10 protein-coding genes are annotated in these 11,747 nt (G+C 69.4%); 2 read left to right on the forward strand and 8 right to left on the reverse strand.

Annotated elements, in window-relative coordinates; genetic code table 11:
* Positions 1-489: 489 nt before the first annotated feature.
* Positions 490-2,175, reverse strand: a complete 1,686-nt coding sequence (locus tag ACFYYB_RS12260; RefSeq protein ID WP_383953425.1) for a ribonuclease J — start codon at positions 2,173-2,175, stop codon at positions 490-492.
* Between the two features lie 116 nt (positions 2,176-2,291).
* Positions 2,292-3,191, reverse strand: a complete 900-nt coding sequence (gene dapA, locus ACFYYB_RS12265) for a 4-hydroxy-tetrahydrodipicolinate synthase (RefSeq protein WP_266904008.1) — start codon at positions 3,189-3,191, stop codon at positions 2,292-2,294.
* Positions 3,192-3,649: 458 nt separating this feature from the next.
* Between dapA and ACFYYB_RS12270 the strand changes: the two genes are divergently transcribed.
* Both ACFYYB_RS12270 and ACFYYB_RS12275 read left to right on the forward strand, forming a co-directional pair.
* Positions 3,650-3,889, forward strand: a complete 240-nt coding sequence (locus ACFYYB_RS12270; RefSeq protein WP_327304251.1) for a hypothetical protein — start codon at positions 3,650-3,652, stop codon at positions 3,887-3,889.
* A 48-nt stretch (positions 3,890-3,937) separates the two neighbouring features.
* Positions 3,938-4,495, forward strand: coding sequence for a PH domain-containing protein (locus ACFYYB_RS12275; RefSeq protein ID WP_327304252.1), 558 nt, complete (start codon positions 3,938-3,940; stop codon positions 4,493-4,495).
* 69 nt (positions 4,496-4,564) lie between these two features.
* On the opposite strand, the gene ACFYYB_RS12280 is transcribed toward ACFYYB_RS12275, so the two are convergent.
* The 6 genes from ACFYYB_RS12280 to eccD all read right to left on the reverse strand — a co-directional run bounded on the left by ACFYYB_RS12280 (position 4,565) and on the right by eccD (position 11,721).
* A complete protein-coding gene (locus tag ACFYYB_RS12280) occupies positions 4,565-5,017 on the reverse strand; it encodes a hypothetical protein (RefSeq protein ID WP_327304253.1) in 453 nt (150 codons plus the stop codon).
* 16 nt (positions 5,018-5,033) lie between these two features.
* Positions 5,034-5,786, reverse strand: a complete 753-nt coding sequence (gene dapB, locus ACFYYB_RS12285; RefSeq protein ID WP_389435013.1) for a 4-hydroxy-tetrahydrodipicolinate reductase — start codon at positions 5,784-5,786, stop codon at positions 5,034-5,036.
* 74 nt (positions 5,787-5,860) lie between these two features.
* Positions 5,861-7,240: a M16 family metallopeptidase gene (locus ACFYYB_RS12290; RefSeq protein WP_389435014.1), complete on the reverse strand. Its 1,380-nt coding sequence runs from the start codon at positions 7,238-7,240 to the stop codon at positions 5,861-5,863.
* The gene (locus ACFYYB_RS12295) at positions 7,237-9,459 is read right to left on the reverse strand and encodes a polyribonucleotide nucleotidyltransferase (protein WP_389436172.1); all 2,223 of its coding nucleotides are present in this window, start codon (positions 9,457-9,459) and stop codon (positions 7,237-7,239) included. The genes ACFYYB_RS12290 and ACFYYB_RS12295 overlap by 4 nt, the downstream gene beginning before the upstream one ends.
* Positions 9,460-9,755: 296 nt before the next feature.
* Positions 9,756-10,043 (reverse strand): 30S ribosomal protein S15, encoded by a 288-nt coding sequence (gene rpsO / locus ACFYYB_RS12300; protein WP_243337509.1) that lies wholly within the window; start codon positions 10,041-10,043, stop codon positions 9,756-9,758.
* 172 nt (positions 10,044-10,215) lie between these two features.
* On the reverse strand, positions 10,216-11,721 hold the full coding sequence (gene eccD, locus ACFYYB_RS12305) for a type VII secretion integral membrane protein EccD (protein ID WP_389435015.1): 1,506 nt from the start codon (positions 11,719-11,721) through the stop codon (positions 10,216-10,218).
* Positions 11,722-11,747: the final 26 nt, after the last annotated feature.

The following is an 11,747-nucleotide window of genomic DNA, read 5'->3' on the forward strand; positions in this document are numbered from 1 at the left end:
AGGAACCTCATCCACCGAAATGGACGGGGTATCAACTTTTTGGCGTTGATTTTTGGCACGCTGTTGAGTTCTCAAGGAACGGACGCTTCCTTTGTACTTACCCTCTCGGGCTTTCCTCCGGGCTTTCGTTCTGTTCTTGCGTTTCCGACTCTATCAGACTCTTTCGTGTCCGATTCCCAGTCAGCGGGATTCGCTTTCCAGTTCTTCGCTTTCGCGTTTCCCTTTCCGGCGATTCCAACTCTACCAGATCATTTCCGCGTCGTTTCCGACTTGGATTTGAATTGGACGGCCATTGGAGAGCCATTCCCTTTCGGGCGAGCCAGACTTTATCAGGTTTCCCTGCTCTGGAATCCCACCCGCCCGCATCGGCATGGCCGGGCACACGTGTGTGCCGGGGGGCCGTGCGAGGTGGAGACGTAAACGTACTGGAGCGGGGCCCCCGGATGCAAATCCGGTTGCCCCGCTCCGGTGTGGTCGCTACGGCGAGGGTCAGACCTCGACGACGACCGGGAGGATCATCGGGCGGCGGCGGTAGCCGTCCGAGACCCACTTGCCCATCGTGCGGCGGATGAGCTGCTGGATCTGGTGCGGCTCGGCCACACCGTCCGCGGCGGCGCGGGCGATGGCTTCCTCGATCTTCGGCAGGACGGACGTGAACGCCGAGTCCTCGATGCCGGAGCCGCGGGCCTGGATGTTCGGGCCGCTGACGATCTTGCCCGTGGTGCTGTCCACCACGACGTAGACCGAGATGATGCCCTCGTCACCCAGGATCTTGCGGTCCTTGAGGTGGGCTTCGGTGACGTCGCCGACCGAGAGGCCGTCCACGTAGACGTAGCCGGCCTGGACCTTGCCGGAGATGCGGGCCTTGCCGTCGATGAGGTCGACGACGACGCCGTCCTCGGCGATGACGATGCGGTCCTTCGGAACGCCCGTCAGGGCGCCGAGCTCCGCGTTGGCGCGCAGGTGGCGCCATTCGCCGTGGACCGGCATCAGGTTCCGCGGCTTGCAGATGTTGTAGAAGTACAGCAGCTCGCCCGCGGAGGCGTGGCCCGAGACGTGCACCTTGGCGTTGCCCTTGTGCACGACGTTGGCGCCCCAGCGGGTCAGGCCGTTGATCACGCGGTAGACCGCGTTCTCGTTGCCCGGGATGAGGGACGAGGCCAGGATCACCGTGTCGCCCGGGACGATCCGGATCTGGTGATCGCGGTTCGCCATGCGGGACAGGGCCGCCATCGGCTCGCCCTGCGAACCCGTGCAGACCAGCACGACCTCGTGGGGCGGCAGGTCGTCGAGGGTCTTGACGTCCACGACGAGGCCGGCCGGGACCTTCAGGTAGCCCAGGTCACGGGCGATGCCCATGTTGCGGACCATCGAGCGGCCGACGAAGGCGACCCTGCGGCCGTACTCGTGGGCGGCGTCGAGGATCTGCTGGATGCGGTGCACGTGGCTCGCGAAGCTCGCCACGATGATCCGGTTGTTGGCGTTGGCGAACACCGTGCGCAGGACGTTCGAGATCTCGCGCTCGGGCGGGACGAAGCCCGGGACCTCGGCGTTCGTCGAGTCCGAGAGGAGAAGGTCGATGCCCTCTTCGCTCAGGCGCGCGAAGGCGTGCAGGTCGGTGAGGCGGTTGTCCAGCGGGAGCTGGTCCATCTTGAAGTCACCGGTGCACACGACCATGCCGGCGCCGGTGCGGATGGCCACGGCCAGGGCGTCCGGGATGGAGTGGTTGACCGCGATGAACTCGCAGTCGAAGGGGCCGAGGTTCTCGCGCTCGCCTTCCTTCACCTCAAGGGTGTAGGGGCGGATGCGGTGCTCCTGGAGCTTGGCCTCGATGAGCGCCAGCGTCAGCTTGGAGCCGATCAGCGGGATGTCCGGCTTCTCCCGGAGGAGGTACGGGACGGCGCCGATGTGGTCTTCGTGGCCGTGCGTGAGGACGATGCCCTCGATGTCGTCGAGGCGATCCCGGATGGACGAGAAGTCCGGAAGGATCAGGTCGATGCCCGGCTGTTCCTCTTCGGGGAAGAGGACACCGCAGTCGACGATGAGCAGGCGGCCGTCGAACTCGAAGACGGTCATGTTGCGGCCGATCTCACCGAGCCCGCCCAGGGGGGTGACCCGAAGGCCGCCCTTGGGGAGCTTCGGCGGCGGACCGAGTTCAGGATGCGGATGGCTCAAAAGGTTCTCCTTCACCACGCGCGGCCACGTACCCGTCGAGGCACATGGCGCGCATGTCATTCGTGCACTTGCTGTTGTCTTGTGTGGTTCTGCTTATTCAGTTGTGAAGTCTGGTGTCAGAGCTGTACCCCGCCGGCGGCAAGATCGATCTTGAGCTGGGCCGTCTCTTCGGCGGTCAGCTCGACCAGCGGGAGACGCAGCGGGCCCGCGGGCAGGCCCTGCAGGTTCAGCGCACCCTTGGTGGTGATCACACCCTGGGTGCGGAACATGCCGGTGAAGACGGGGAGCAGCTTCTGGTGGATCTCGGTGGCCTTCTGGACGTCGCCGCCCAGGTGGGCCTCGAGCATCTCTCGGAGCTCGGGGCTGACCACGTGACCGACCACGGAGACGAAGCCGACCGCGCCGACCGACAGGAGCGGCAGGTTCAGCATGTCGTCACCGGAGTACCAGGCCAGGCCGCTCTGTGCGATGGCCCAGCTGGCGCGTCCGAGGTCGCCCTTGGCGTCCTTGTTGGCAACGATACGGGGGTGCTCGGCCAGCCGGACGAGTGTTTCCGTATTGATCGGGACACCGCTGCGGCCGGGGATGTCGTAGAGCATGACCGGGAGCTCGGTGGCGTCGGCGATCGCCGTGAAGTGCCGGAAGAGGCCCTCCTGCGGCGGCTTGCTGTAGTACGGGGTGACCGCGAGCAGGCCGTGAGCACCGGTGCGCTCGGCCTGACGGGCCAGCTCGAGGGTGTGACGGGTGTCATTGGTGCCGATGCCGGCGACCACGTGGGCCCGGTCTCCGACCGCTTCGAGTACGGCTCGTACGAGGTCGTTTTTCTCCGCGTCAGTGGTGGTCGGCGACTCACCGGTGGTGCCGTTGATGATCAGGCCGTCGTTGCCTGCGTCCACCAAGTGGACGGCGAGCTGCTGCGCGCCGTCGAGGTCAAGTGCGCCATCCGCCGTAAACGGCGTGATCATGGCGGTGAGGACCCGCCCGAAGGGGGTCTGCGGAGTCGAGATCGGAGCCATGGGTAACACGCTACTCGCTGCCATGCTCGCGGTGTCCCCTCGGGGGACGTGATGACGGTGTTGGAGCCCGGCACTGCCTGCTCGGGGGTTCAAGCAGTGCCGGGTCCGTTTGATCAGCCTAGATGAACTTTACGAAACGTGGCAATACGGACACTTCAGACTTGTTCCGTACATCCGTGCGGAACCGGTGATTCGGGCTATACGGGGCATCGCGGTCGGCCCTGGGAAGGGTCCGGCCCAGGTCACACCGCGGGGACGGCCGAGACGGCCGGCAGGGCCGAACGGGCAGCCCGGGCCGCGTCGGGCCCTCGGCGGCGAAACTGACGCAACGCCATGAACTTTGGCGAATCTCCCGAAAATCGGCACCGATCGGGCCATTCGTACGTCCTACTACGTAGAACGTCCGTCCATCCCGCCCCACAGCCCCAGGGCCCTGACCGTAAGGAGAGTCGTTCCCCATGTTCCGCCGGCGCGAACCCGTCCCGTTCGCCTTCGTCGCCGAGGCCGACCGATTCCGCAGCAATGTCACCCCGCCGCCGCGCGAGAGTCTGAGCAAGACCCAGATCGCCGCCCGTAGTCTGGTCGGACTGACCGTCGTCGCGGGGCTCGTCGGATCGCTGCTCTTCGGTGTCCCCGCACTGCAGCCGAGCCACGCACCGGAGAAGTCGCAGCAGTCGGAGGCCTCCGAGGGGCGGTAGCCTCACGGGCACAGCCCAACCGAACGTGCATGTGAGTGAGGTCCTGCCGTGCCCCTGCCCTTCCTGACGGCCGACGGCGCATTCGACGCGCACGACACCGGGGAGACGCTCCCCTACGAAGACCCCGACCGATGGCGCCGTCCGTACCGCCCGGGGCCCTGGCGGGTGGCCATCGCCTCGGTGATGCTCCTGGTCGGCTCGTTCATGCTGTTCGCCACGGTGATCATCGTGGCCGCCGGCACCTGGACCGGCGCCCTGGGCGGTCTGCTGGCCTCGCTCGCCGTGGTCGGCTCCGCCCTGCGGCTGCTGCGCACGGGCGTCTGGGTGAGCCCCAAGGGGCTGCGCGTGGCCGGGTTCCTGACCACGCGCTCGATCCCCTGGGACCAGGTCGGCGAAGTCCGCACCGTGCAGCAGCCCGTGCGCTGGCTCGGGTTGCCGAGGACCGTGCAGGGCCAGGCCCTGACGGTGGCCGCGCGCGGCGGCGCCGAGCTGCCGGTGCTGCTGACCGACCACAACGCCGATTTCCTGTCGCGGACCGAGGCCTTCGACCGGGCCGCCGGCAGGGTCGAGGCCTGGGCCGACGAGTACCGGGCCGTGCCCGCCTGAGGCGGTCCGCCCCGGCGCCGCGGCGCCCCCGGTGAGAGTGCGTCACGCGCACGGGAAGCCCGTACAGGCTCAGGCTTGTACGGGCTTTCCGTCGTGCAGGGAGATGGCCCTCTGCATGGCCTTGCGGGCCCGCGGGGTGTCGCGGGCGTCGTGGTACGCGATGGCCAGGCGGAACCAGCTGCGCCAGTCCCCCGGCGCGTCCTCCGTCTCGGCCCTGCGACGCGCGAAGACCTCGTCGGCCGAGTCCCGCAGGATCCGGCCGTACTTGTCCCGCTCCAGCTCGTCCACGGGCAGTCCGCCCTCGGCCTCCAGCTCGACTCCCAGCTGGTTGGCCCGGGTGACGAACTGGGTGTTCTTCCAGAGGAACCAGACGCCGATGACCGGCAGGATCAGCACGGCCACCCCGAAGGTGACGGTGAGCAAGGTCCCGTGCCGGATCAGCATCAGGCCCCTGCTGCCGACCAGGACGAAGTACACGACCAGGACGGCGGCCGTGAGGAAGTAGAGGATCTTCGCGCGCATGGGTACCGCCTGCTCGTCAGCCGAGTTCGAGGAAGTTTTCCAGGCCGAAGGTGAGGCCCGGGGTCTGCGTCACGCGGCGCGCGCCGAGCAGGATGCCCGGCATGAAGCTGCTGTGGTGCAGGGAGTCGTGACGGATGGTCAGGGTCTCGCCCTCACCGCCGAGGAGCACCTCCTGGTGGGCCAGCAGGCCGCGGAGGCGGATCGCGTGCACCGGGACGCCGTCGACGTTCGCGCCGCGCGCGCCGTCGAGGGCGGTGGCGGTGGCGTCGGGCTGCGCGCCGAGGCCGGCCTCGGCGCGGGCGGCCGCGATGAGCTGCGCCGTACGGGTCGCCGTACCGGAGGGGGCGTCGACCTTGTTCGGGTGGTGCAGTTCGACGACCTCGACGGACTCGAAGTACCGGGCGGCCTGGGCCGCGAACTTCATGGTGAGGACGGCGCCGATGGAGAAGTTCGGGGCGATGAGCACGCCGGTCGCCGGGGAAGCGGCGAGCCAGCCGTTCAGCCGGCCGAGGCGGTCCTCGGTCCAGCCGGTGGTGCCGACCACTCCGTGGATGCCGTGGCCGACGAGGAACTCGAGGTTCTCCATCACCGAGGCGGGGGTGGTCAGCTCGATCGCGACCTGGGCGCCGGCCTCGGCCACCGTCTCCAGCTTGTCTCCGCGGCCGAGGGCGGCCACCAGTTCCATGTCCTCGGCGGCCTCGACCGCCTTGACGGCCTCGGAGCCGATGCGGCCCTGGGCGCCGAGAACTGCCACGCGCAGCTTGCTCATGTCATTCCTTAAAGTGCGTACGGACCCGGGCCCTGTCCCGGGGCCCGGGCAACGTGCTCCCGGGGTTCGCCCGGCTAGGCGACGGCCTCGTCCAGACGGGCCGCCTGCTTCTCCTTCAGGGGGCCGATCACCGCGAGCGAGGGCCGCTGGGCCAGGACGTCCTGCGCGACGGAGCGCACTTCGTCCGGGGTGACGGCCGCGATGCGGGCCAGCAGGTCGTCGACCGACATCTGGTCGCCCCAGCACAGCTCGCTCTTGCCGATGCGGTTCATGATCGCGCCGGTGTCCTCCAGGCCGAGGACGGTGGAGCCGGACAGCTGGCCGACGGCCCGCCGGATCTCCTCGTCGGTGAGCCCGTCGGCGGCCACCTTGTCCAGCTCGTCCCGGCAGATCCGCAGTACGTCGTGGACCTGGTTGGGGCGGCAGCCGGCGTAGACGCCGAAGAGACCGGTGTCGGCGAAGCCCGAGGTGTACGAGTACACGCTGTAGGCGAGACCGCGCTTCTCCCGGACCTCCTGGAAGAGGCGGGAGGACATGCCGCCGCCGAGCGCGGTGTTCAGTACGCCGAGCGCCCAGCGGCGCTCGGCGGTGCGGGCCAGGGCCGGCATGCCGAGGACCACGTGGGCCTGCTCGGTCTTGCGGTTGACCAGCTCGACGCGGCCGGAGGTGCGGATCCGCTTGGTGCCGGAGCGCGGACCCACCGGTTCGGCGTCGGCGCGGGTCAGGGCGCCGGCCTTCTCGAAGGCCGCGCGGACCTGCCGTACGACCTTGTTGTGGTCGACGTTGCCCGCGGCCGCCACGACCAGGTGGGTGGGGTCGTAGTGCTTCTTGTAGAAGCGGCGGATCCGGTCGGCGGTGAGCGCGTTGATCGTGTCGACGGTGCCGAGGACGGGGCGCCCGAGCGGGGTGTCCCCGTACATGGTCTGGGCGAACAGGTCGTGGACCATGTCGCCCGGGTCATCCTCGGTCATCGCGATCTCTTCGAGGATGACTCCGCGCTCGGCGTCGACATCGGATTCGAGGATCAGCGAGCCGGTGAGCATGTCGCACACGACGTCGATGGCCAGCGGCAGGTCGGTGTCGAGCACCCGCGCGTAGTAGCAGGTGTACTCCTTCGCCGTGAAGGCGTTCATCTCGCCGCCGACCGCGTCGATCGCGGAGGAGATGTCGAGGGCACTGCGCTTCTCGGTGCCCTTGAAGAGGAGGTGCTCCAGGTAGTGCGTGGCGCCGTTCAGCGAAGGCGTCTCGTCCCGGGAGCCGACGTGCGCCCAGATCCCGAAGGTGGCGGAGCGCACGGACGGCAGCGTCTCGGTCACCACGCGCAGTCCGCCGGGGAGGACCGTGCGGCGGACGGTGCCGATGCCGTTCGCGCCCTTGAGCAGTGTTTGGGTACGGGCGACGGCCCGCCCCTCCGAAGAGGGGCGGGCCGTCACACGGGAACTACGCGACGTCACTTGTCGGAGTCGTCCTTGTCAGCGTCGTCACCGGCGGCCTCGCCGTCGATGACGGGGACCAGCGAGAGCTTGCCGCGGGAGTCGATCTCGGCGATCTCGACCTGGACCTTGGTGCCGACCGCGAGCACGTCCTCGACGTTCTCCACGCGCTTGCCACCGGCGAGCTTGCGGATCTGCGAGATGTGCAGCAGGCCGTCCTTGCCGGGCATGAGGGAGACGAAGGCACCGAAGGTGGTGGTCTTGACGACCGTACCCAGGTAACGCTCGCCGACCTCCGGCATGGTCGGGTTGGCGATCTGGTTGATCGTGGCGCGGGCGGCCTCGGCGGCCGGACCGTCGGCGGCACCGATGTAGATGGTGCCGTCGTCCTCGATCGTGATCTCGGCGCCGGTGTCCTCCTGGATCTGGTTGATCATCTTGCCCTTGGGCCCGATGACCTCACCGATCTTGTCCACCGGGATCTTGACGGTGATGATCCGGGGGGCGAACGGGGACATGGCGTCCGGCGTGTCGATCGCTTCCATCATCACGTCGAGGATGTGGAGGCGGGCGTCGCGGGCCTGCTTGAGGGCGGCGGCCAGAACCGAGGCCGGGATGCCGTCGAGCTTGGTGTCCAGCTGGAGCGCGGTGACGAACTCCTTGGTGCCGGCGACCTTGAAGTCCATGTCGCCGAACGCGTCCTCCGCACCGAGGATGTCGGTGAGGGCGACGTAGTGGGTCTTGCCGTCGATCTCCTGCGAGATCAGGCCCATGGCGATACCGGCGACGGGGGCCTTGAGGGGCACACCGGCGTTCAGCAGCGACATGGTGGAGGCGCAGACCGAGCCCATGGACGTCGAGCCGTTGGAGCCGAGAGCCTCGGACACCTGGCGGATCGCGTAGGGGAACTCCTCACGCGTCGGGAGGACCGGCACGATCGCGCGCTCGGCGAGCGCGCCGTGGCCGATCTCGCGGCGCTTCGGCGAACCGACGCGGCCGGTCTCGCCGACCGAGTACGGCGGGAAGTTGTAGTTGTGCATGTAGCGCTTGCGGGTCACCGGGGAGAGGGTGTCCAGCTGCTGCTCCATGCGGAGCATGTTGAGGGTGGTGACGCCCAGGATCTGGGTCTCGCCACGCTCGAACAGCGCCGAGCCGTGCACGCGCGGGATGGCCTCGACCTCGGCGGCGAGGGTACGGATGTCCGTGAGCCCGCGGCCGTCGATGCGGACCTTGTCCTTGATGACGCGCTCGCGGACCAGGGCCTTGGTCAGGCCTCGGTACGCGGCGGAGATCTCCTTCTCGCGGCCTTCGAAGGCCGGGAGGAGCTTCTCGGCGGCGATCTCCTTGACGCGGTCCAGCTCGGCCTCGCGGTCCTGCTTGCCCGCGATGGTCAGCGCCTGGGAGAGCTCGCCCTTGACCGCGGCCGCGAGGGCCTCGTAGACGTCGTCCTGGTAGTCCAGGAAGACCGGGAACTCGCCCTCGGGCTTGGCGGCCTTGGCCGCCAGGTCCGCCTGGGCCTTGCAGAGGACCTTGATGAAGGGCTTCGAGGCGTCGAGGCCGGCGGCCACGACCTCCTCGGTCGGCGCCTCGGCGCCGCCCTTGACCAGGGCGATGGTCTTCTCGGTGGCCTCGGCCTCGACCATCATGATCGCGACGTCGCCGTCCTCGAGCACGCGGCCCGCGACGACCATGTCGAAGACGGCGTCCTCGAGCTCGGTGTGCGTCGGGAAGGCCACCCACTGGCCGCGGATCAGCGCGACGCGGACGCCGCCGATCGGGCCGGAGAAGGGCAGACCGGCCAGCTGGGTGGACGCGGAGGCGGCGTTGATCGCCACGACGTCGTACAGGTGGTCGGGGTTGAGCGCCATGATCGTCGCGACGACCTGGATCTCGTTGCGCAGGCCCTTCTTGAAGGACGGGCGCAGCGGGCGGTCGATCAGGCGACAGGTGAGGATCGCGTCCTCGGAGGGGCGACCCTCGCGGCGGAAGAACGAGCCGGGGATCTTGCCGGCCGCGTACTGGCGCTCCTCGACGTCCACCGTCAGGGGGAAGAAGTCGAGCTGGTCCTTGGGCTTCTTCGACGCGGTGGTGGCGGAAAGCACCATCGTGTCGTCGTCCAGGTAGGCAACGGCGGAGCCGGCGGCCTGGCGGGCCAGACGGCCCGTCTCGAAGCGGATGGTGCGGGTGCCGAAGGAACCGTTGTCAATGACGGCCTCGGCGTAGTGGGTCTCGTTCTCCACTAGCGTTTTCTCCATTTTCGTCGTCTCCGTCCGCCACCCGTGTGGTGGTGGACGGTTGCGGAGAAGCGCTCCTGGCGTGCGGGCCGGTCTTCGATCGAAGCAGCCGGGCGAAGCCCCGTACGGGCTTTCCGGATGCCACTACCGAGGACCGGCGGCGTGGGAGGGCGCTCCTCCTCTTCAGTTGTGCGCGTCTTGCGACGCGGACGCTTCCAGACTACAAAGCGTCCGGTACCTCGCGCACGTACAGCAAAGGGAGCGGCCCACTCAATGTGGGAACCGCTCCCTTCACAGCGTCTTTACTTGGCGCCGGCCGCACCGCGGCGGATGCCGAGGCGCTCGACCAGCGTACGGAAGCGCTGGATGTCCTTCTTGGCCAGGTACTGCAGCAGGCGGCGGCGCTGGCCGACCAGGATCAGCAGACCACGACGGGAGTGGTGGTCGTGCTTGTGGGACTTCAGGTGCTCGGTCAGGTCCGAGATGCGGCGGGACAGCATCGCGACCTGGACCTCGGGGGAGCCGGTGTCGCCCTCCTTGGCACCAAACTCTGCGATGAGCTGCTTCTTGACTGCGGCGTCGAGCGGCACGCGTACTCCTTGTAATAGGTCTACATAGCCACCGAGTGCCCCAGGTCGAATTCTCTGGGGATCTTCCGTAACTCGGGAGGCGGGATCCGTTGAGCGCAGCCCCCGGAAGAGTCCGGAGGCGCGTACACAAACGGCCGTCACACAGCGTACCAGGCTGCCGCTGCCCCTCGTCTCAGCTGGTGAGAGCGCGGGCCCGGGCGTAGACGTCGAGCACGGCCAGGGCCAGCGGGACCAGGCTGAGCAGGACCGCCGCCTCGGTGAGGTCGAGCAGCCGCCCCCAGAAGGGTGACAGACCCTTGCGGGGAATGACCAATGCAATTCCGGCGAAGAGGGCCGCGCCGGCGGCGACGGCGGCGGAGAGCCAGAGCGTACGGATCTCCAGGCCGCTGTGGTCCCCGTACTGGGCGAGCTCCTTGAGCAGGGCGTACGGCGGGTGCATCGCGAGGCCCAGGACGAGCAGGCCGAGGGCGGCGAAGCCGGCCACGAGGGCGCAGGCGACCTGGGAGGTGTACCGGAAGAGGCGGGCGCGCAGCAGCATGGCGAGACCGGTGGCCAGGGCCAGGAGCCGGGCCCAGGTGTTGTCCGAGAAGCCGAGGACGGCGGCCGAGCCGACGGCGACGGCCGCGCAGCCGCCGACGAGGCCGAGGAGCATCTCGTGGCCGCGGCGGGCCTGCGCGGCGATGGCCTCGGCGTCGAGGGGGGCTGCGGAGTCGTGCCCGTCGGTGGCGGAACGGTCACCGTACGGCTCGGTCTCGTACCGGTCCGGGGTCTCGTACTCGGCGGTGGCGCTCCGGGGGGCGGCGTAGCCGATGGGGAGCCGGGCGAAGCGGGCGGAGAGGCCGGGGAGGAAGGCGACGAGGCCGATGGCGGCGGGGGCGCAGACGGCCGCGGCGTAGGTCGCGCTCGCGTCGGCGGCGATGGCGGCGAAGGTGGCCAGGGTCCCGGTGGCGGCGAGGAAGGTGGTCGCCACGAAGGGGGCGTCGCCGTCGGGGGTGAGGGCCACCAGGGCGACGGAGGCGACGAGGACGCAGACGCAGCCGAGGAGGAACTGCAGCCGGCCGGGGCCCTGGCCAGCGGCGGGGGCGATGATGCCGGCGCCGGCGAGCAGCAGGTGCGGTACGGCGGCGAGGCCGAGGGCGACGGCGGAGCCGCGGTCGCGGTAGACCCGGGCGCGGACGCCCGCGGCGGCGGTGAGGAGCACGCCGACGGAGCCGGCGGTGATGCCGGGCAGTCCGTGCATGTCGTGCAGGACGGGGTCGGCGTACCAGAGGACGAAGCCGAGCAGGACGAAGAGGACGGCGGCGCCGGTCAGGCCCGCGCCGCGCAGCATGTCGTCGCTCCAGCGGTGGCGGTCGCGCACCACGGCGGCGGCGACGGCGTCGGAGACGTCGTCGAAGACGGCGGGCGGCAGGGATTCCGCGAAGGGGCGCAGGCTGAGCACTTCGCCGTCCAGGACCTGCTGGGCCGCGAGGGTGCGGGCGCCGTCGAGGACGGTGCCGGAGCGCAGGACCAGGTGGAAGCCGGTGGGTGCGCCGACGGGCTGGGTCTGGCCGGTGAGGCGCAGCAGCTCGGGGTAGATGTCGGCGACGGCGATGTCCTCGGGGAGGGCGACGTCTATGCGGCTGTCGGGAGCCACGACGGTGACCCTGCGGAAGCCGGTCGCCTCGGCGGTGTTCACCTGATGCCCCCCGGTGGGTGTGTGCG

This window comes from Streptomyces sp. NPDC002886, from assembly GCF_042888445.1.
Classification (GTDB): Bacteria; Actinomycetota; Actinomycetes; order Streptomycetales; family Streptomycetaceae; genus Streptomyces.

Coding starts and splice junctions, on each gene's coding strand:
- dapB (WP_389435013.1), bottom strand. CDS start 5,786: ATGAGCAAGCTGCGCGTGGCAGTTCTCGGCGCCCAGGGCCGCATCGGC.
- dapA (WP_266904008.1), bottom strand. CDS start 3,191: ATGGCTCCGATCTCGACTCCGCAGACCCCCTTCGGGCGGGTCCTCACC.
- ACFYYB_RS12270 (WP_327304251.1), top strand. CDS start 3,650: ATGTTCCGCCGGCGCGAACCCGTCCCGTTCGCCTTCGTCGCCGAGGCC.
- ACFYYB_RS12280 (WP_327304253.1), bottom strand. CDS start 5,017: ATGCGCGCGAAGATCCTCTACTTCCTCACGGCCGCCGTCCTGGTCGTG.